19 protein-coding genes are annotated in these 21,181 nt (G+C 42.7%); 13 read left to right on the top strand and 6 right to left on the bottom strand.

Annotated elements, in window-relative coordinates:
• Positions 1-52: 52 nt before the first annotated feature.
• Together MP3633_RS11715 and gloB are read right to left on the bottom strand one after the other, a co-directional pair.
• Complete coding sequence (locus MP3633_RS11715; protein WP_112137987.1) at positions 53-1,702, bottom strand: lytic transglycosylase; 1,650 nt, start codon at positions 1,700-1,702, stop codon at positions 53-55.
• A gap of 54 nt (positions 1,703-1,756) precedes the next feature.
• Entirely contained in the window at positions 1,757-2,530 is a 774-nt protein-coding gene (gloB, locus tag MP3633_RS11710) for a hydroxyacylglutathione hydrolase (RefSeq protein ID WP_176335671.1), read from the bottom strand.
• A gap of 98 nt (positions 2,531-2,628) precedes the next feature.
• Between gloB and MP3633_RS11705 the strand changes: the two genes are divergently transcribed.
• From MP3633_RS11705 to dnaQ, 3 genes are read left to right on the top strand one after another with little or no spacing between them, the layout of a single operon-like run.
• The gene (locus MP3633_RS11705; RefSeq protein WP_176335670.1) at positions 2,629-3,369 is read left to right on the top strand and encodes a class I SAM-dependent methyltransferase; all 741 of its coding nucleotides are present in this window, start codon (positions 2,629-2,631) and stop codon (positions 3,367-3,369) included.
• Positions 3,366-3,809 carry a ribonuclease HI gene (gene rnhA, locus MP3633_RS11700; RefSeq protein WP_217909006.1) on the top strand — a complete coding sequence of 148 codons (444 nt, stop codon included), beginning with the start codon at positions 3,366-3,368 and terminating at the stop codon, positions 3,807-3,809. The genes MP3633_RS11705 and rnhA overlap by 4 nt, the downstream gene beginning before the upstream one ends.
• Entirely contained in the window at positions 3,806-4,519 is a 714-nt protein-coding gene (gene dnaQ / locus MP3633_RS11695; protein WP_112137993.1) for a DNA polymerase III subunit epsilon, read from the top strand. Before rnhA ends, dnaQ begins: the two co-directional genes overlap by 4 nt.
• An 84-nt stretch (positions 4,520-4,603) precedes the next feature.
• On the opposite strand, the gene nhaB is transcribed toward dnaQ, so the two are convergent.
• Positions 4,604-6,106, bottom strand: a complete 1,503-nt coding sequence (gene nhaB / locus MP3633_RS11690; RefSeq protein WP_112137995.1) for a sodium/proton antiporter NhaB — start codon at positions 6,104-6,106, stop codon at positions 4,604-4,606.
• A gap of 246 nt (positions 6,107-6,352) precedes the next feature.
• On the opposite strand from nhaB, the gene sohB reads away from it, so the two are divergent.
• Positions 6,353-7,393 (top strand): protease SohB, encoded by a 1,041-nt coding sequence (gene sohB, locus MP3633_RS11685; protein WP_423794645.1) that lies wholly within the window; start codon positions 6,353-6,355, stop codon positions 7,391-7,393.
• Between the two features lie 82 nt (positions 7,394-7,475).
• Here the strand turns inward: sohB and MP3633_RS11680 are convergent, their stop codons facing one another.
• Genes MP3633_RS11680 through folX form a run of 3 tightly spaced genes read right to left on the bottom strand, consistent with a single transcriptional unit; the run spans position 7,476 to position 12,044 of the window.
• Positions 7,476-8,258: a hypothetical protein gene (locus tag MP3633_RS11680; RefSeq protein WP_176335669.1), complete on the bottom strand. Its 783-nt coding sequence runs from the start codon at positions 8,256-8,258 to the stop codon at positions 7,476-7,478.
• A complete protein-coding gene (mfd, locus tag MP3633_RS11675; RefSeq protein ID WP_176335668.1) occupies positions 8,255-11,668 on the bottom strand; it encodes a transcription-repair coupling factor in 3,414 nt (1,137 codons plus the stop codon). The genes MP3633_RS11680 and mfd overlap by 4 nt, the downstream gene beginning before the upstream one ends.
• 7 nt (positions 11,669-11,675) lie before the next feature.
• Positions 11,676-12,044: a dihydroneopterin triphosphate 2'-epimerase gene (folX, locus tag MP3633_RS11670; RefSeq protein ID WP_112138002.1), complete on the bottom strand. Its 369-nt coding sequence runs from the start codon at positions 12,042-12,044 to the stop codon at positions 11,676-11,678.
• Positions 12,045-12,485: 441 nt separating this feature from the next.
• Here folX and MP3633_RS11665 point away from each other — a divergent pair, with 441 nt between their 5' ends.
• From MP3633_RS11665 to sthA, 9 genes are all read left to right on the top strand, one after another.
• On the top strand, positions 12,486-13,823 hold the full coding sequence (locus MP3633_RS11665) for a Na(+)-translocating NADH-quinone reductase subunit A (RefSeq protein ID WP_176335667.1): 1,338 nt from the start codon (positions 12,486-12,488) through the stop codon (positions 13,821-13,823).
• A 3-nt stretch (positions 13,824-13,826) separates the two neighbouring features.
• Positions 13,827-15,023 (top strand): NADH:ubiquinone reductase (Na(+)-transporting) subunit B, encoded by a 1,197-nt coding sequence (locus MP3633_RS11660; protein ID WP_176335666.1) that lies wholly within the window; start codon positions 13,827-13,829, stop codon positions 15,021-15,023.
• Entirely contained in the window at positions 15,016-15,816 is an 801-nt protein-coding gene (locus MP3633_RS11655) for a Na(+)-translocating NADH-quinone reductase subunit C (RefSeq protein ID WP_112138009.1), read from the top strand. The genes MP3633_RS11660 and MP3633_RS11655 overlap by 8 nt, the downstream gene beginning before the upstream one ends.
• Positions 15,816-16,478, top strand: coding sequence for an NADH:ubiquinone reductase (Na(+)-transporting) subunit D (locus MP3633_RS11650; RefSeq protein ID WP_112138011.1), 663 nt, complete (start codon positions 15,816-15,818; stop codon positions 16,476-16,478). Before MP3633_RS11655 ends, MP3633_RS11650 begins: the two co-directional genes overlap by 1 nt.
• Entirely contained in the window at positions 16,479-17,087 is a 609-nt protein-coding gene (gene nqrE / locus MP3633_RS11645) for an NADH:ubiquinone reductase (Na(+)-transporting) subunit E (protein WP_112138012.1), read from the top strand.
• Positions 17,088-17,129: 42 nt separating this feature from the next.
• Positions 17,130-18,356: an NADH:ubiquinone reductase (Na(+)-transporting) subunit F gene (nqrF, locus tag MP3633_RS11640; protein WP_176335665.1), complete on the top strand. Its 1,227-nt coding sequence runs from the start codon at positions 17,130-17,132 to the stop codon at positions 18,354-18,356.
• A 63-nt stretch (positions 18,357-18,419) separates the two neighbouring features.
• Entirely contained in the window at positions 18,420-19,433 is a 1,014-nt protein-coding gene (locus MP3633_RS11635; protein ID WP_176335664.1) for an FAD:protein FMN transferase, read from the top strand.
• Between the two features lie 37 nt (positions 19,434-19,470).
• Complete coding sequence (gene nqrM / locus MP3633_RS11630) at positions 19,471-19,704, top strand: (Na+)-NQR maturation NqrM (RefSeq protein WP_176335663.1); 234 nt, start codon at positions 19,471-19,473, stop codon at positions 19,702-19,704.
• 21 nt (positions 19,705-19,725) lie between these two features.
• Positions 19,726-21,120, top strand: a complete 1,395-nt coding sequence (gene sthA, locus MP3633_RS11625; protein WP_112138019.1) for a Si-specific NAD(P)(+) transhydrogenase — start codon at positions 19,726-19,728, stop codon at positions 21,118-21,120.
• Positions 21,121-21,181: the final 61 nt, after the last annotated feature.

Here is a 21,181-nt window from a genome sequence, read left to right as displayed (position 1 = left end):
GGCTGATTTAATCAGCCCTTTTTTATGCGGTGTTTTTATTGATAACCGATGGTTAGCCACCCACGACATTAACCAATAACGTTACCGTATCTCCAGGTTGAACGTATTTTTTGCTGCCCACGTTAGGATTCCAGTCTCGAATATCATTGATAGACACTTTGAATTTGTTGGCAACTAAGGCTAAAGAGTCACCAGAGCGAATCGTATAGACTACTTTTTTCATTACACTGCGTGTGCTTTGTTCTGACTGTTTAGGTTCGAGCCAAACAACAAGTTTCTTCCCAGGCATGAGAGGGTCGCCAAGCCCCATGTTGTTCCAGCGAGCGAGTGTTTTGCTGTCTGTGTCGTATTTGTTTGAAATCAGCCATAAGCTATCACCAGAATTGACAGTATAGTTTATTTTAATTCGATTTCGATTTGGCGCGCGTGACTGTTTGGCCAATAGGCGCTGATGAGAGCTTAATGTGTAGCTTTCTATTTTATTACCAGCAACAGGGATCATCAATTCTTGGCCGACGCGGATCATGGTTGAAGATATTTTGTTGACGTTCTGTAGAACGTTTACGGTAGTGTTGTGCTGTTTCGCAACCAATAATAAATTATCACCAGCCTCTACCGTATAGCGAACCCATGTGACACGTTCTTTATTGGGTATTTCGGCCAGTTTGGTTCTAAATTGCTTAGCTTTGCTGATAGGCATAAGAAGTCTGTGAGGACCATCTGGGGAAGTGGCCCATTGATTGAAACCTGGGTTTAATAGATACACTTCATCGATACTGACTCCTGCCATTTCAGCCGCTTGCGCTAGATCGAGTTGTCCGCCAATGTTGACGACATCGAAATAAGGCTTGTTTGGGATAAAATACGTAGAATAATTGTATTTTTCTGGATTTTTAATGATTTTTGCTAGAGCGATAAGCTTTGGAACGTAAGCACGAGTTTCTCTAGGAAGGTCTAGAGACCAAAAGTCCGTTGGCTTTCCTGCTTTTTGGTTCTTTCTAATGGCTCTGCGTACGGTACCTTCGCCAGAGTTGTACGAAGCAAGTGCATGCAGCCAGTCTCCATCAAACATTTTGTGCAAGCGAGTAAGGTAAGCTATGGCGGCTTGGGTTGAGCCTATTATGTCTCTTCGGCCGTCATACCACCACGTTTGATCCAAGCCATACATTTGGCCCGTTGATGGAATAAACTGCCAAGGTCCAGAGGCGCGACCATGGCTGTATCCAAAAGGATCAAAGCCGCTCTCTACAATCGGAAGCAGAGCAATCTCTGTTGGTATGCCCGCTTTTTCTAATTCATCGACGATATAATACAAATAGCGTTCACCACGTTTTGATACTCTATCTAGATAAGATGGGTGAGAGCTAAACCAACGTAATTGAGATGATAATCTAGGGCGATCTAAGTCAATATTCATCTGATATCCAGCTCGGATTCTATCCCAAAGATCGTCTGGTATTCTTGGCTTACTTGTCGCAATGACGGGCTCAATAGGTTCCTCGTCGGGCGTTTCTGCTGTTGCGTTGACGGGAGGAACGGTGTCGATGAAACCGAGCTTTTCGGTATCAGCTTCTACTATATCAGCCTCTTCTGCTGGTTCTAGAAGATCCGCAGATGCGTTGTTCCTCTCGATTTTAGAGGCGGTTTGGCAGGCACTTAGGGTTAGGCTAACAAGGCAAACCCAGAAAAATTTATATGTCATGAAGGTCACAAAATTGAATAAAGTTTGGACATTTTAAGGGTGTGGCGATAGAGGTCAACTAAAACTATCTTTGGCACGCCTTACTTGACTAAAAGAAGCAATAGAATTGTTGGCTGGATTTTCATTAAGTTGTTGAGCTGCTTGATTTTTAAGTGCTTCATTATGGCTTCTCAAAAAAGGGTTAGTTTTTTTCTCTAAGCTCAATGTTGTGGGCAATGTAGGTTGGTTATCGGAACGTTGTGCTTGGCTTGCATTGTTGCTTTCTATGAGCGCATTATTTTTAGGCTCTAACGATAGGGCAAAACGATAGTTGGCCAATGTGTATTCGTGTGTACAATAAATTAGGGTACTATCAGGTAGCGATGAGATTTTTGTCATAGCCTCCAGCATTTGTTTATGGGTTCCTTCCATGATGCGCCCGCAGCCGCCTTTGAATAAGGTGTCGCCACTAAACAGTACGGGGGGATTCTGCTCTGAAAAATAGCATAAATGGTCTAGCGTATGGCCTGGTGTCGCTACTACCTGAAATATCTGTGAAAAAACAGAAATAGTATCTCCATCACTGACAGGATGAGTCACCAGCTCCTTTAGGTGTTTAGGGCCATAAACCGTGCATTTCGCGTGATGCTTGAGTTCTGCTACGCCACCAGTATGATCCTTGTGGTGGTGAGTAATTAAAATGCCGGCTATTTTTTTCTCGTGTGCGTTGCAATAGTTCAAAACCACGTCGGCCGAACCGGGGTCGACAACCCAAACTTGTGAACTATCTTTATCTTGGATTATCCAGATATAATTGTCTTGGAATGCTGGAAGCGGAAAGATGGTCATAATTTGTCTACTTTAATAGAGATTGTTATATTTCATATGACGTGTTTATAAGAAGAAGAAATGCACTGTCATGCCGTTTTAAATAGAGAATTCATTGTATGTTGAATGATCAATCAAGACAATTTTTTCAAAATTGGTACAAAAGTAACCTAGGCCATAATCTGTTGCAATTAGAGCTGGATGAGGTTGCCTCTGAGCTCGACTCCTCGGTGGGTTACTATTTAGTCACGCAATCACCTCTTAAGGACTTCTCTTTAAAGAATCACCGCTTACGCGAGAGTATTTTAATTGCGCCTGTTCTAGAATTTGGTGCCCCCGATAATACTATTGTGGCTAGAGCCTGTGAATTGCCTTTTGAGGCAGATGGCGTTGACGTTCATGTTTTTCATCATGCATTAGATACTTCAGCCACGCCTCATGATGATTTACGGGAAGCAGCAAGAACTTTATTGCCGAGCGGTAAATTAATTATTATTGGTTTTAATCCTTGGGGCTTATGGGGATTTTGCCGACTGTTTTCAAAACGTGTAAAAGCGCCTTGGTGTGGCCGCTTTATTGCCCATCAACGTTTAGAAGATTGGTTGAAAGTAGCTGGCTTGACCTTGGAGACAAAACGTTTTATTCATTATGAACCGCCATTGCAAAGTGGCAAGTGGCGGTCGCGCTTTAGCTGGATCGATAAAATATTGAGTCCTCTTAAACTGCCTTTTAGTGGCGTTTATGTCATGACGGCAACAAAGCAGGAAAAGCGTTATATACCCTTAAAACCTCGATGGTCGGGTGCTCGTGTTCGAGTGCCCCCCTTAACAAAACCAACCGCAAAAGAGATGAAAGAGTGAAAAAGGTAGAGATGTACACAGATGGTGCTTGCAAGGGCAATCCAGGGATCGGTGGTTGGGGAGCTTGGCTTACCTTCGGAGAACATGAAAAACACCTTTGTGGTGGCGAGCATGATACAACGAATAATCGGATGGAGTTATCAGGCGCAATAGAAGGGCTTCGGGCATTAAAGGAAAAATGCACCGTGACACTGTATACCGATTCGTCTTATGTTCAAAAAGGCATTACAGAATGGCTGGCTGGCTGGAAACGAAAAGGCTGGATGACGTCCTCAAAACAGCCCGTCAAAAATAAAGACTTATGGCAGGCGTTGGATGAACAGTGTCAGCGTCACGATGTAACCTGGAAGTGGGTAAAGGGTCATGCAGGTATCGAAGGCAATGAAATTGCTGATCAATTGGCTAATCAAGGGATTGAAGAGCTAAGGGCCGCATCATGAGGCAGGTTATTCTAGATACAGAAACAACCGGTATTGATCCTAAGCAAGGCCACCGAATCATCGAGATCGGTTGCGTAGAAATGATTGGTCGTAAGCTAACTAAGCGGCATTTTCATGTGTATATCAATCCCGATCGAGAAGTGGAAGAAGAAGCCTTTCGTGTCCATGGAATCAGTAATGAATACCTTGCAGACAAACCACGCTTTCATGAAATTGCGAAAGAGTTTTTTGAGTTTATAAAGGGTGCTGAGCTTATTATTCACAATGCCCCGTTTGATATTGGCTTTATGGATCATGAATTTGCTCGTGTGGGCGGTTATCCTAAAACGGCTGAGGTGTGTGGTGTTTTTGATAGTTTGGTTTATGCTCGAAAGAAACACCCGGGCCAGAAAAACAATCTGAATATTTTGTGTCGACGTTATGGCATTGATAACTCTCATCGAGAATTGCATGGAGCGCTCTTAGACGCTGAGATTCTTGCTGACGTGTACTTATTGATGACGGGTGGACAAACCAGTTTAGGATTGGCGAATAATTCAGATTCGGATTCTAAGCAAGAGGGTGAATTGGGCGAAATTCGACGTTTTTCTCCAGATCGGCCCGCATTGAAAATTATTCGAGCCAGCGAAGATGAATTAAAGGCGCATGAAGAGCGACTGGATTTAATTGATAAAAAATCAGGTCAGTCTTTATGGCGAATTAAGCATTAATTCTACTTTTTTTTGAATGTGTAGAAATAAAAAAGCCCTCAAACTGAAGAGGGCTTTTTTGTTATTTTATGCACCGCAGAATATCTACAGTAAGTAAGCGACGCAAAGGCCACCGACGATACTCAGTACGATAGTGTAAGGCAGAGCCATCCAAACCATTTTACCGTAAGACAGGCGTAGTAGTGGCGCAATCGCTGATGTTAATAGAAATAGGAATGCTGCTTGGCCATTGGGAGTGGCAACACTTGGAAGGTTTGTGCCTGTATTAACAGCAATTGCTAACGTATCAAAGTGCTCGCGAGTGATGGTGCCAGCATCCAATGCCGCTTTAATTTCATTAATATAGACAGTGGCGACAAAGACGTTATCACTGATTGCCGAGAGCAAACCATTGGCGATAAACAGCATGATGGGCTGGCGATCTGTTGGCATATTTAGTACCACATCAATCACTGGCTGGAACAAATGTTGAGAGTGGATAACGGATACAATAGTAAAAAACACCACCAATAGAGCGGTAAAAGGCAGCGACTCTACAAAAGCATGACCAATGCGGTGTTCCTCAATAATGCCATTGAATGACGTTAATAGGACAATGACCATTAAACCAACTAAGCCGACTTCTGCAACATGAAAGGCGAGGGATAGCACTAGAATGATAGCGACAACACCTTGGACAATAAGTTGTGCTTTCGTTTTATTAGTATGTTTTTGACTTTCTTCTTTCTCGAAATTGTTCAGAATATCTCGAACGGTGTCAGGCAACTGCGCACCGTAGTCAAACCAGGCTGTTTTTTCTAATACAACAACCGTTAATAAACCACAGACTAAAACAGGCATAGAGACAGGAGCGACATACAGGAAGAACTCGATAAAGTCCCAGCCAGCGACTTTGGCAATCAGTAGGTTTTGTGGTTCGCCTACTAGGGTTGATACGCCCCCGAGAGCAGTACCGACGGCGCCGTGCATTAATAAGTCTCGTAGAAATGAACGGAACTCGTTCAAGTCTTCATTATTGACCGGAAGAATGGAGTCATCTTTGCCATGATCATGGGCTTTATTAGAACTTTGACCTGAGGCCGCTTTGTGATAAACCGAGTAAAACCCGACACCAACGCTGATAAGAACGGCCGTGACTGTTAACGCGTCTAAAAAGGCAGAGAGTAGGGCGGCAGAAAAGCTAAAAATTAACGATATGACGACTTTGGATTTTACTTTTACTAAGAGTTTATTAAAAATAAACAGTAGCATATCTTTCATGAAGTAAATGCCAGCGACCATGAACATCAACAACAAGATAACTTCAATGTTATGTGATACTTCAGTATAAACGCCCTCGGGTGTGGTGAGGCCAAGCACAACAGCTTCAATGGCAAGTAAACCTCCAGGTTGCAATGGGTAGCATTTTAGAGCCATTGCCAATGTAAAAATAAACTCAATAATTAATAGCCAGCCTGCAACGAATGGCCCTAATACAACTAAAACAATAGGGTTGATAATCAAAAAAGCTAAGATTATTTGTTTATACCAAAGTGGCGAGGCGCCGAGGAAATTCCTTCCGAACGCTTGTGATAGAGAGGGTTTCATTGATTGCTCCTTTTAGGAAGGCACTGAAAATGTGCAAAAAAAATAACAAGATTTCTCTGCTTGTTCGTGAGTAAAAAAATCTTGTTAGTTCTTTTATATTTATTGTTATTTGGGACACTGATTTAAAGTGTGCAGATAATAAGACATATAGTAAGTAGTATCTATAGTGAATAATAAATATAGGCATTGCTATTGATGAAAATAGCCCCACTATCTCAAGAGCTTATGACTATTTAGAGGAAGGTAATGTTGGAATTTTTAACTGATTATGCGGGTTTTTTATTGAAGTTAATTAGTGTCGCTTTGGTGATTGGTTTTCTTTTAGCGATGATTGCGAGCGGTAAGCGTAAATCGCAGCCCGGTAGCTTATCTGTTACCAAGTTGAATGAAAGCTATGACGCAATGAAAGCTGAATTAGATCATCAGCTGTTAGACAAAAAAGTACTCAAGGGCATAGAGAAAGAAAAGAAGAAAAAGGAGAAGCTAGAGAAAAAGGCACAGAAAAAATCACCTAAAACCGACGAAGCAGAGAAAAAGCGCCTTTATGTATTGGATTTTGATGGGGATATTAAAGCCTCTGCCGTTGAAACAATGCGTGAAGAGATCACGGCAATCCTAAGTGTGGCCAAATCACAAGATGAAGTGGTGGTTCGTTTAGAAAGTGGTGGTGGTGTCGTGCATGGTTATGGTCTAGCGGCTTCTCAGTTGCAACGTATTCGTGAAGCCAATATTCCGTTAACAATTTGCGTCGATAAAGTCGCGGCAAGTGGTGGTTACATGATGGCGTGTGTTGCCGACAAAATTATTGCAGCGCCATTTGCTATCCTTGGCTCTATTGGCGTGGTTGCGCAAATTCCTAATGTACACAGGTTGCTCGATAAAAGTCTGATTGATGTTGAACTCCATACGGCTGGCCGATATAAGCGAACCTTAACCATGTTAGGGGAAAATACAGATGAAGGCCGTGAAAAATTTAAGCAAGATTTGGAAGACACGCACGGTTTGTTTAAACGTTTTGTCTCCAGCCAGCGACCTCAGCTAGACATTGAAGATATTGCGACCGGTGATACTTGGTATGGTTCGGAAGCATTGGAAAATAAACTGGTTGATGTGGTGATGACGAGCGATGCGTATTTGGTTTCTCATTATGCCAATGCGGACGTGATACAGGTTGTTTATAAGCAACCAAAAGGCATGGCGGAGCGTTTAGGATTGTCATTCTTTTCTGCATTAGAGCAAAAAGCAGTTTCTTGGATTGGGAAGTTAACTCAGTCTCGAGGTTATTAATTAATAACGTACTCGCTATAGAAAAAGGGTGATATGCGGCGCTGCATCTCACCCTTTTTTATGTGTTTTGTATTGTTATTGTTTATTTAAGAGACAGCTCGTTGGTGCTTTGCAATTCATCATAGTTCAGGCTTTTCCCAGTTTCGGGCATCATCGATAGCAGTGCAATTTTGTCCATTGCATCTTCCAGTTCAATTGGCTCAAAATACAGCAAAGTACCAATGGTTGGATGATCTAAGTAATTCACTTTTTTACTGGCTGTTTTATTGCGTTGATTCAGAGCTAGTACCAATGCTGGATCAAACTCTTTGAACTCTGTCTGTGTATCAAGTGTGTTTCGCCCTTGCGAAAAAAATGATCCCTTGCCGCTTTGTCCTTGGGTATTTGGCTGTGTGAAGCTATCAAATAAATAATGCTGGTAGCGGATGTCTGACTCCAAATATCGTCCTAGTTTTACCGAGATGCTGCCAGTAAGTTCTGGATAGCCGTCTTTCTCTTGCTCGCTATGGAAGGTTTTGCTGATGGTATCTCCAGGGTGGTTGAATATCAGCGTCCATTGTTGGTTGGCTAAGATTTTAACGTGTCCGCCAAGTCGCTCTTCAATATTGCCAAAGGGGGTAGATCCAGGCGTGCTGCTGGTTGTACTTAATTTGTCTTCCTCGCCTTTGGTTAGTCGTAGAAGGTTTCCTGTCGATAACACATTTTTGTAGTTAATTTGTTCGCTAGATTGGCCTTCCGGCCACATGAAGGTCACAAGATGGGCCTCATAGGCTCTTGCGGTATCCGTGTTGATTTCCCCGTCGTCAGCAAAAAGGTGTGTATTTAATAAAGTAAGGGATAAAAGGCTAATAATCAGGGTTTTCAATGTAATAATTCCAAAGTCTTTGTCGTTTGTTGGAAGCGCTCTTCTGCGCTGTTCATGGGAGCTAAAAACTTTAAAGTGTCAGATCCTACCAGCTTATACATGTCGGGTTTTGTTTGAATGAGTCTAATTAATTTCATCGGGTCAACGGGTGTTTTGCTGTTAAAGAATATTTTACCTTCTTTCGCATTGGCTTCAATTTTATTGATGCCGAGACTCTCGGCCTTGAGTTTCAACTCTGTTTGTCGAAATAGGTTTTTTGTCGCGTCAGGTAGTAATCCAAAGCGGTCAATCATTTCCACTTGTAGATCTTTGAGTTCTTCGCTGACTTTTGCACTGGCTATACGTTTATACAGAATCAGACGGGAATGTACATCACCTAAATAATCCTCTGGAATGAGGGCTGGTACTCGCAAGTTTACGTCAGTTTGCGCCGGTGAGGTGATGTCTACATTAGGTGACTCGCCATTTTTTAAGGATTTAACCGCTCTGTCGAGCATGTCCATAAATAATGAGAAGCCAACGTGCTCGATATGACCACTTTGTCCCTCGCCTAGCAGTTCGCCTGTCCCGCGTATTTCTAAGTCATGGGTGGCTAGCGTGAATCCGGCGCCAAGGGTGTCGGCAAGCGTGATGGCTTCCAGGCGCTTTTCTGCATCGCCTGTGACCTTGCGATCATTTGGTGTGAGTAAGTAGGCATAAGCTTGGTGATGAGACCGACCCACTCGGCCTCGTAATTGATGTAGCTGAGCCAAACCAAACTTGTCGGCACGTTCAATGATAATGGTGTTGGCGTTAGGAATATCTATGCCAGTTTCTATTATGGTAGAGCAAACGAGTACGTTCGCTCTTTTGTGATAGAAGTCGGACATTACTTGTTCCAGCTCTCTTTCGCGCATTTGGCCGTGGCCGACAATAACTCGCGCTTCAGGAATGAGTTCCTCTAATTCTTCGGCGGCTTTTTGAATGGTTTGCACTTCGTTGTGTAAATAATAAACCTGCCCGCCACGATGTAGTTCTCGTAGGATAGCTTCTTTTATTTGATGCTCATCTTTTTGTTTTACGAAGGTTTTTACCGATAAACGCTTCGCTGGTGGTGTGGCGATAATAGACAGATCGCGAATGCCAGACAAAGACATGTTGAGCGTTCTTGGTATTGGTGTTGCTGTGAGCGTCAGTATGTCGACTTCTGCTCTTAGAGCCTTGAATTGTTCTTTTTGCTTCACACCAAAGCGATGTTCTTCATCTATGATGACAAGCCCAAGATTGGCGAATTTTATGCCGCTCTGTATCAGCTTGTGGGTGCCTATCACAATGTCAGCTTTGCCCGATTCTAGGCGGTCAATAGACACGTTGGATTGTTTGCCAGAGCGAAAGCGGGATAATAGTTCTATTTCAACTGGCCAGTCGGCAAAACGATCACAAAAGTTCTCATAATGTTGCTGAGCCAGAAGCGTCGTGGGGACGAGAACAGCAACTTGTTTGCCATCTTGAACGGCCAAAAAGGCGGCACGCATGGCGACTTCTGTTTTACCGAAACCCACATCGCCACACACCAATCTGTCCATTGGTTTTCTCGACGACATGTCTTGCATTACAGCATCAATGGCCATTTGCTGGTCCGGCGTTTCCTCGAATGGGAAGCCGGATGAAAAAAGTTCATATTGATCATCTGGTTTTGCGAAAGCATAACCAACGCGAGCTTCACGCTGGGCGTAAATTTCTAGTAGCTCTGCGGCCGTATCACGGGCTTTTTCTGCGGCTTTTTGTTTCGCAATACTCCATTTGTCCGTGCCTAGTTTATGAAGCGGTGCGGTATCTTCGTCTGCGCCAGTGTAGCGAGAAATCAGCTGCAATGAAGAAACAGGCACGTAGAGTTTGGCGTCGTTCGCGTAACCCAGTGTGAGCAGTTCAGTTTCTTGCCCATCAATGTGTAAGTTGGTAAGGCCAAGGTAACGCCCAACGCCATGATCTATGTGCACCACGGGGGCGTTCATTCTTAATTCCGTCAGGTTGCGAATAATCGCATCTTCGCTGATATTGCTGTGCTTGTTGCGTCTTCGGTGTTGCGAGACGCGTTCACCGAGTATCTCGCTTTCTGCAATGAGTGTTAACTCATCGCCGATGACAAAACCGCGGCTAATATTGCCTTCTGTTATGGCTAATGATTGCGTCGACTTAGTGAAGGCTTTCCAGTCATTGACTTGCTTGGGTTTAATTTTGTGTTTTTTGAGTAATTCTAATAATGCTTCTCGTCGGCCTGCTGATTCAGCAACGATGAGGGTTCGGGTGCCTGTCTTGCTCAGATAATCTTGTAGCTTGTGAAGCGGCTCTGTATTTTTCGATTCGATTTTTACAGACGTTAATGCTTTATAGAGTGGGTGTTCGCCCGAGGTTGAAAAAAGCACAGCAGGAAATTGGTTAAGCGCGGCGAACAGTTCGTCTTCTTTTAGGCAAACTTCGTCAGGCTTTAAAATAGGGCGTTCTATATTGTAATTAAGTGACTCGTGTCGGTTTTTGAAATCGAGTTGAATGCTGGCGAGCTGTTCATTGAACGTATCAGAACGAATGATGAGTGTATTTTCAGGTAGATAGTCGAATACTGTCGCGGTGTGTTCAAAAAATAAAGGCAAATAGTATTCAATCCCCGCGGGTATTAGGCCGCTGGAAATGTCTTGATAAATGGGGCTCGATAGCGGGGCATTATTAAAGCGTTCACGAAAGGCTTTGCGAAACTGTTGTATGCCTTGTGATGTAGTTGGAAACTCCTTCGCAGGGAGCATTTTTATTTCGCTGACTTTGTCGATACTACGCTGCGTTTCAGTGTCAAACCAGCGAATAGAATCGATCTCATTGTCGAACCAATCGATTCTTATTGGGTTTTCTGCGCCCATCGGATAAACGTCCATTAAGGCACCGCGAATGGCGTATTCACCGTGTTCATGGACGTTATTCACATTCAAGTAACCAGCGCTGGTGAGCTTTTTAGACAATTGTTCTAACGGAAGCTCTTGGCCTTCTTTTAGGTGAAAGCGTTGGGCGTCCAGATGTTGTCTTGGACAAAGCCGAGTTAAGCAAGAGGCGACGGTTGTGAGGATGATGGGGTTCTTTGTTTCTGTTAGCTTAGCAAGTGTTTCTAAGCGTTGTGAAACAATGTCTTGATGTGGCGAAAAAGCATCGTACGGAAGTGTTTCCCAGTCACTGAATCTAAGTAGCTCTTTTTTGTTCTGATTTAGAAATTGTAGCTCGTCTTCTAGCTCATTCAATTCACCCACCGTATTGGCCATAAAGAGAATAGGCAAACTGTGCTCAGAGGCAATAGCAAGCAGCTGCAATGCTTTGCGGCTGCCGTCTAGACCACTAATTAAATTCTTGAAGCCGGGCTTTAACGTTATTGATGTTGTCTGTGGCATGTTGGGCTTATTGTTCTCTATTTGCTGACAATGTAAGGGACACGGAATCCGCGAAACGCAGGGCGTGTGGTTTAGCAACTTCTATCTTTGCGAATGTCACATTTTTGGGTGCCATGCAGAGCTCAAGTAAGTCTGCTGTCAGCTTTTCTAGCAAAAGAAAGCGGTTGTTCTCAGTATAAGCTATCATTTCTTTGCAAAGCGTTCTGTAATTTACCGCATTTTCGACATCATCTGTATCGTAGGCTTGGGTAGCTGGATAGTGTATCCAAGCATTGATAATAACATCTTGTTTGTTATTTTTTTCGGAATCATTGAATCCAATGTAGGTTCGTAAACGTAAGTTTTTAATATGAATTTGAGCTTCTGGTTTAATCATAGTTGTGCTTCCATGTTTTGAGCCTATTCATTTGTTAGGCGATATTGTGTCGTTTTCAACCTAGTATGGCAACTCACTAAAATGAGGTCTGTTTATATACTCTTAAATGCTTAATTTGGATTTCATTTATTTCGATTACCGCAGAGAAGTGAGAAATTCTGAGGGGTGTAGCGAAAAAAACAAAAAAGTGCTTTTTGGTACATGAAATCAACCAATAAAGACAAACTTGTGCTTTTAAGTAAAAGTTGGCGCTTAAAGACATCGTGATGAGCTGGTCAATGTCGTTAATGATCTTTATAATACGTCGGTTTTTTGGTGAAGTGAGTTTGTGTTTTACAATTAATTTAATATTAGTTGTTCGCTTATACATGTTTTCCCGGAGGGGGGTATGAGCATTACACATTACGCTTTTTGTGTTCAATTTATTGTTGGGCAGAACATATGTTTAAAATTTCAAAAGGCCTAGATCTTCCGATCTCAGGTGCTCCCATTCAAGTGATTGAGATGGCAGCTGCCGCAAGAACAGTCGCTGTGATCGGTCCTGATTACCATGGAATGAAACCCACCATGTTTGTCAAGGAAGGGGATAAGGTAAAGAAAGGGCAAGTTATCTTTACAGATAAGAAAACGGAAGGTGTTAAATACACGGCTCCTGCTTCTGGTACGGTAACCGCTGTCAATCGTGGTGAAAGACGTGTTTTTCAATCTGTTGTTATCAGAGTGGAAGGTGATGAGTCTGAAACTTTTGCCGCTTATTCTGGTTCTGAATTAAAATCATTAGAACGTAATAAAGTGGTTGATAATCTAGTTGAGTCTGGACTATGGACCTCGTTTCGTACACGTCCTTTTTCGAAAGTGCCTGAAATTGCTTCGGCGCCAAGCTCTATTTTCGTTACTGCTATGGACACTAATCCGTTGGCCGCTTCTCCAGAAGTTGTGCTTGCAGATCAGGCTGAGGCGTTTGCTGATGGCCTGACGGTATTAGCACGTTTGACGACGGGTAAGGTGTTTGTTTGTAAAGCGACCGGAACTAAAATTCCGACTACGTCAGATGTAACGGTTGAAGAGTTCTCTGGTGTGCACCCTGCTGGTCTTGCTGGTACGCATATCCATTTCCTTGATCCAGTTAGTGATAAAAAAACAGTTTGGTCTATCAATTACCAAGATGTTGTCGCTATTGGCAAGCTTTTTGTTACTGGTGAACTTAACGTTGAGCGTGTTATCGCATTGGCGGGACCTCAGGTTAAAAACCCTCGATTGGTTCGTACTCAAGTGGGTGCAAGCTTAGAAGATCTTGTGGCGGGCGAATTAGCTGACGGTGAGAACCGAGTTATTTCTGGTTCCGTACTTTCAGGTCGTAATGCTGCAGGTCCTTTTTCTTACTTAGGTCGTTATCACAATCAAGTCTGCGTATTGCTTGAAGGTCGTGAGCGCCAGATGATGCATTATCTTCGTGCCGGTGTAGAAAAACATTCTCTTATGAATGTCTTTTTGTCAAAGCTCACAGGTAAAAAATCATTTGATATGACAACGACGACCAACGGTAGTGATCGTACTATGTTGCCACTTGGTAATTTTGAGCGTGTTATGCCGCTTGATATTTTGCCAACTCAGTTGTTACGTGCGTTGGTTGTGAATGATACGGAGCAAGCTCAGAAGCTTGGCGTGCTTGAGTTAGATGACGAAGATTTGGCTTTGTGTACTTACAGTTGCTCAGGTAAGTTCGAATATGGCCCGATCCTTCGGGATTGCCTAACTCTAATAGAGAAAGAGGGTTAATTCATGGGGCTTAGAAAAGTACTCGATAAAATAGAACCTGAGTTTCACTCAGGTGGAAAATACGAAAAGTGGTATGCGCTTTTTGAAGCGGTAGATACTATTTTTTACCGTCCAAGTTCTGTTACCAAAAATGGCTCCCATGTTCGTGATGCGGTTGATATGAAGCGCATTATGATTTTGGTTTGGATGTGTACATTTCCAGCGATGTTTTTTGGTATGTACAACATTGGTCTGCAGGCGAATACCGCTATAGATGCAATGGGTGTTACGCCAGCGGACACTTGGCGTCATGCCGTTATTGGTGGTTTGACCAATTATGACGCATCAAGCATATGGGACAACATGATTTACGGTGCAATGTATTTCTTGCCTGTTTATCTTGTTACGTTTGCTGTTGGTGGTTTCTGGGAAGTGTTGTTTTCTTCTGTGCGAAAGCATGAAATAAACGAAGGCTTTTTTGTTACTTCCATTCTGTTTGCGCTTTCATTACCTGCAACGGTTCCTTTATGGCAAGTTGCCTTAGGGATTAGTTTTGGTGTTGTGCTTGCAAAAGAAGTGTTTGGCGGTACGGGCAAGAACTTCCTTAACCCTGCATTAGCTGGTCGTGCTTTCTTGTTCTTTGCTTACCCAGCTTCTATGTCTGGTGATGCGGTTTGGACGGCGATTGATGGTTTTTCTGGTGCAACAGCATTGAGCCAGCTTGCTGCTGATGGTATTTCAGGTTTGACTGTTGGTTGGTCTGATGCCTTCTTTGGCTTTATCCAAGGCTCAATGGGTGAAACGTCTACGTTAGCGATTCTAATTGGCGGATCTGTATTGTTAATAATGCGAATTGCTTCATGGCGAATCGTTGCTGGTGTTATGCTAGGCATGGTACTAACTTCTGCATTGTTTAACTCCATTGGCTCTGATACTAACCCTATGTTCGCTACACCATGGTATTGGCACCTTGTTTTAGGTGGTTTTGCTTTTGGTATGATGTATATGGCGACGGATCCAGTATCTGCATCGATGACGAATCGTGGTAAATGGTTCTATGGCGCATTAATCGGTTTAATGGTCGTGCTTATTCGAGTTGTTAACCCAGCGTACCCAGAAGGTATGATGTTGGCGATTTTGTTTGCGAATTTGTTTGCACCATTTATTGATCACTTTGTGATTCAGGCGAACATTAAGCGGAGGATTGCACGCAATGGCTAGTAGTAACGATAGTATTAAAAAGACCATTATAGTTGCCTTATCCTTGTGTTTGGTTTGTTCTATTTTTGTTGCTGTGGCAGCGGTAGGGCTTAAGCCAATCCAAAAGGCTAATAAGGATCTAGACCGTAAGCGAAACATTTTGTCTTCGGCTGGTATGCTTGTATCTGGTAAATCAGTAGATGAGATTTTCGAAACAGTAGAAACTCGCATCGTTAATTTGCAAACAGGCGCCTTCGCAACGCAAGCTGAAATTAAAGCAGCGGGTATTAACCCTGCTACTTATGATCAGAAAGCGGCCTCGAAAGATCCGCAGTTGTCTGTTGCTTTGAGCGGTGAGAATGATCCTGCTAGCATTAAACGCCGCGCGAACTTTTCAGCTGTCTACCTTGTTAAATCAGGTGATGATATAGACCGAATCATTGTTCCAGTTCATGGTTATGGCCTATGGTCTACTATGTATGGCTTCATTGCATTGAAAAGCGATTTCAATACTGTGATTGGCTTTGGCTTCTATTCTCAGGGTGAAACGCCTGGGTTGGGGGGGGAAGTTGATAATCCTAACTGGAAAGCGTTGTGGAAAGGTAAGGAGGTCTATGACGACCAAGGCGAAGCAGTGCTTCATCTTGTTAAAGGTAGTGTAGATAGCTCAGATCCAAAAGCAGCTTATAAAGTGGATGGTTTGTCTGGTGCAACCCTGACGAGTCGTGGTGTCACTAATCTTGTTCAATACTGGTTAGGTGAGGAGGGCTTTGGTCCTTTCTTGGCAAAACTTCGTAGCGAAGGAGTTCAATAATGTCTGAATTTAGAAAAGTCCTCTTTGGGCCAATTCTTGCGAATAACCCGATTGCTTTGCAAATCTTGGGTATTTGTTCAGCGTTGGCGGTAACGAGCAGTTTAAGTGTTAGTTTGGTTATGGCGATTGCCCTAACGTTAGTAACCGCTTTTTCTAGCTTTTTTATTGCGATCATTCGTAATCATATTCCAAACAGTATTCGTATCATTGTTCAAATGATCATTATTGCCTCTTTGGTTATTGTGGTTGATCAAATTCTTAAAGCGTTTGCTTATGAGATCAGTAAGCAGCTTTCTGTGTTTGTTGGTCTTATCATCACTAACTGTATCGTAATGGGCCGCGCAGAAGCGTTTGCCATGAAAAACGGTCCAGTGATGAGCTTTGTTGATGGTATTGGTAATGGCTTAGGCTACAGTGCTATGTTGATCGTGGTTGCTTTCTTCCGTGAATTACTCGGCGCTGGTAAGCTTTTTGGTGTTGAAATATTTGCCACTGTTCAGAACGGCGGTTGGTATCAGCCTAATGGTTTAATGCTGCTTCCTCCAAGTGCGTTCTTCGTGATTGGCTTGGTTATTTGGGTGTTGCGTTCTTATAAAACGGATCAAATTGAAGAGCCTGACTTTAAGATTGCAGCCCATTCGCGTGTAAGGGAGGCGTTCTAAATGGAACATTTAATCAGTTTGTTCGTTAAGGCCGTTTTTGTTGAGAATATGGCGTTGGCCTTCTTTCTTGGTATGTGTACTTTTTTGGCTTTGTCCAAAAAAGTTGATACAGCGATCGGTTTGGGCATTGCTGTTATTGTTGTTTTGGCAATTACAGTTCCATTAAATAACCTTCTCTATCAAAACCTTTTGGTTGATGGTGCTCTTGAATGGGCGGGTCTACCTGGCGTTGATCTGAGCTTTCTAGGTCTATTGAGTTACATCGGTGTTATTGCCGCTATTGTTCAAATACTAGAAATGGCACTAGATAAATATGTGCCTGCTTTATACAACGCATTGGGTGTATTTTTACCACTTATCACAGTGAACTGCGCCATATTGGGTGCTTCCTTGTTCATGGTTGAGCGTGACTATAACTTTAGTGAAAGTCTTGTTTACGGTGTGGGTGCTGGTGTTGGTTGGGCGTTAGCGATTGCTGCGCTGGCTGGTATTCGGGAGAAGCTTAAGTATTCAGACGTACCTGCAGGGTTACGTGGTCTTGGTATCACGTTTATTACTGTCGGTCTGATGAGTTTGGGCTTTATGTCATTTTCTGGTGTTCAGCTTTAATTTGCTGTTCAGTGGGACAACCAAGAATAAGGTTTAACTAACATGGTCAACTTAGAGATTATTCTGGGTGTGGTGATGTTCACGGCTATCGTACTGGCATTAGTGGCAATTATCCTTGCTGCTCGTGCTCGTTTGGTAAGCACTGGTGACGTTACAATTCGCATCAATGGTGAAAAAGAGATAACAGCCCCTGCGGGCGGTAAGTTATTGCAAACATTGGCTAACAGCGGCGTATTTCTTTCGTCTGCTTGTGGCGGTGGCGGTACTTGTGCACAGTGCAAATGTAAGGTGACGAGTGGTGGCGGTTCAATGCTATCCACTGAGCAATCTCATTTTACTCGTCGTGATGAAAAAGAAGGTTATCGTTTATCCTGTCAGGTTTCTGTGAAACAGGACATGGATGTAGAAGTGCCTGAAGAAGTATTTGGTGTTAAAGCATGGGAATGTACCGTTGAGTCAAACCCTAATTTAGCGACTTTTATTAAAGAGCTGACGCTAAAATTGCCTGAAGGCGAGAATGTTAACTTCCGTGCTGGTGGTTATGTTCAGCTTGAAGCACCTGCGCACACAGTGCACTACAAAGACTTTGATATCGAAGAAGAGTATCGCGGTGATTGGGATAAATTCAATCTTTGGAAGTTTGTTTCTAAGGTCGATGAAACCGTTATACGTGCTTACTCAATGGCAAACTACCCTGAAGAGAGGGGTATTGTTAAGTTTAATATCCGTATCGCTTCACCGCCACCGGGTAAAGATGATCTTCCTCCTGGTCAAATGTCGTCTTATGTATTCAGCCTTAAGCCTGGTGATAAGATAAAAGTATACGGTCCTTTTGGTGAGTTTTTTGCCAAAGATACCGATGCAGAGATGGTGTTTGTCGGTGGTGGTGCCGGTATGGCGCCAATGCGATCACACATTTTTGACCAGCTTAAACGCTTGAGTTCAAAACGTAAAATTACCTTTTGGTATGGTGCTCGTAGTATGCGTGAAGCATTCTATACGGAAGAGTACGATAAGCTTCAAGCAGAGAATGAGAACTTTGAGTGGCATTTGGCGCTTTCTGATCCTCAGCCTGAAGATAATTGGGAAGGTAAAACAGGGTTCATTCATAATGTACTTTATGAAAACTACCTCAAAGACCATCCTGCTCCAGAGGATTGTGAGTACTACATGTGTGGGCCTCCAATGATGAACGTTTCTGTGGTTAAGATGTTAGAAGATCTTGGTGTAGAAAAAGAAAACATTCTATTGGATGATTTCGGCGGCTAGCACCTAAATAAAGACCCACCTTCTGGTGGGTCTTTATTTTATTGGCAACTAGAAAGACTTTTTATGCGTAAAAAAATACTATTTTCTGCTTTCATATTTATCGTTATAGCGACGGTATATCGTTTTTCCATTTTTTCTCCTGAATTGGTGAGCTTCTCTGGCCCTACAATGGGCACTACATACACAGTAAAATTTTATACTACTGAAAATGTAAAAAAAACATCGGATTTAAAAGTAGGTGTTGATGCTGCCTTGGTAAGAGTTAACAAGCTAATGTCAACTTATGATCCAAACTCAGAGCTTTCAGTTTTTAATAAGTTACCTGAAAATCAATTTTCTAACATTAGCGAAGACATGGCTTATGTTATTGATAAGGCTTTATTGATTAGTGAAATGAGTGGTGGAGAGTACGATATTACCATTGGTCCTCTGGTTAACTTGTGGGGCTTCGGACCTGGAAATCGAGAAGATAAAGTGCCAAGCGAGTTGCTAATTGACGAGGCAAAATCACGCGTGGGTTATCATTACTTAAAGCTTGATGGTCGCCGTTTGACGAAAGAAAAAAACATCTATGTAGACTTATCTTCTATTGCAAAAGGGTACGGCGTGGATATGGTTGCGCAAGTGCTTCAGAGTAAGGGGGTGCGGAGTTATTTGATTGAGGTTGGTGGTGAAATTTTATCTAAAGGTGTGAAAGCTGATGGCGAATCTTGGAAAGTGGCAATAGAAAGTCCTGCAGGTGGTCATGAGATTGTTGAGCGAATCCTGTCGGTAACTGATGTTGCTGTTGCGACCTCTGGTGATTATCGGAACTATTTTGAAAAAAATGGTGTACGCTATTCTCATACGATAAGCCCTAAAACGGGTCGACCTATTACACATCGATTGGTTTCTGTTACCGTAGTAGATAAAACAACAACCATGGCCGATGGTCTTGCGACGGCAATTACGGTACTTGGGCCTGAGAAAGGATTCGAGTTTGCTCAGAAAAATGGTATAGCCGCTTATTTATTGATAAAAACGGATTTTGGTTTTGAAGAGCGCCCATCGGATGCGTTCAAACCGTATTTACAATAAGTGGTGTTTTTGATTTTTTGATTTGAGGAGAAACCTTATGTTGACGATTGTTTTGGCATTTGCCCTGATGCTTCTATTAGTTGCTGCTATGTCCGTGGGTGTGTTGATGGGAAGAAAGCCTATCTCTGGTTCTTGCGGTGGTATGAGTTCTTTAGGTATGGAAGTCGCTTGCGATATTTGTGGTGGCGATAAAGGTAAGTGCGAAAAAGAAACGAAAGAAAGTGCCGTTGAGAAAGTTTCTGATGACACGTTTTACGACGCATCTAAATAATTGAATTGTAAAGAGGGTATTATGACAACGAGACATTATGATGTGGTGGTTTTAGGAACAGGTCCGGCAGGAGAAGGCGCTGCTATGAGCGCTGCAAAAGCAGGAAAAAGAGTGGCTGTTGTTGAGGCTAGCTCACAAGTAGGCGGAAGTTGTACGCATCTAGGAACGATTCCTTCAAAAGCATTACGTCATGCTGTTAAAGAGATAATTGTCTTTAATACTAACCCTATGTTCCGTGATATTGGGGAGCCTCGTTGGTTTTCATTTCCTAAAGTGTTAGATCGCGCAAACCGAGTGATAGACCAGCAAGTTATGGGTCGTACTGAATATTATGCGCGTAACCGAATTGATATTTACTTCGGGCGTGGCAAATTTAAAGATGCGAATACCATAGAGGTTAATACCTACGAGAAAGGGCCTGAGTTGCTTGTGGCTGATAAAGTGGTCATTGCAACGGGTTCTCGTCCATACCGTCCTGCGAATATTGATTTTTCTCATCCTCGTATTTATTGTTCTGACACTATTTTAAGTCTTAGTCACACACCTCGTTCTTTGATCATTTATGGCGCTGGTGTTATTGGTTGTGAATATGCCTCAATTTTTTGTGGTCTTGGTGTGCGTGTTGAGTTGATTAATCCGGCTAAAAAGTTGCTTAGCTTCTTGGATGACGAGATCACCGACGCCTTAAGTTATCATTTACGTGATGGTGGAGTACTTATCCGCCATAATGAAACATACGACTCTGTTGAAACGACTGAACGTGGAATTGTCATGCATATGGCGTCTGGTAAAAAGTTGCGTGCAGATGCCTTGTTATTTTGTAATGGTCGTTCCGGTAATACAGATAATTTAGGATTAGAATCCATTGACTTAGAAGTGAATGGTCGTGGGCAACTCGCCGTTAATGATACCTACCAAACGCAAGTTGAAAATGTTTATGCTGCAGGCGATGTTATCGGTTGGCCTAGTTTAGCAAGTGCTGCTTATGATCAAGGTCGTGCTGTTGCTGCTAATATGTACGGGACAGAAGGTGCGGAGTTTATTAGTGAGGTTCCAACAGGAATTTATACTATTCCTGAAATTAGTTCTATTGGTAAAACTGAGGCTGAACTTACTGCGGAAAAAGTACCGTACGAAGTGGGCCGTGCTTTCTTCAAGAATACGGCTCGAGCGCAAATTACGGGTGAAGCGGTGGGGATGTTGAAAATACTCTTTCATCGAGAAACTCTAGAGCTATTAGGGATTCATTGTTTTGGGGACCAAGCCTCTGAAATCGTTCACATTGGTCAAGCTATTATGAAGCAGCCTGGTGAGCAGAATACGCTGAAATATTTCCTAAATACGACGTTTAACTACCCAACGATGGCGGAAGCCTATCGCGTTGCTGCATTAAATGGTTTTAATCGAGTATTTTAATTTTTATTGGTTATTAAAAAAGCGCTTATCATGATTATGATGAGCGCTTTTTTTTAATTCG

It is taken from the genome of Marinomonas primoryensis (assembly GCF_013372285.1).
GTDB classification, from domain to species: Bacteria; Pseudomonadota; Gammaproteobacteria; order Pseudomonadales; family Marinomonadaceae; genus Marinomonas; species Marinomonas primoryensis.
Note: the sequence above shows the minus strand (reverse complement) of the source record. Positions and strands in the feature narration are given on the sequence as shown.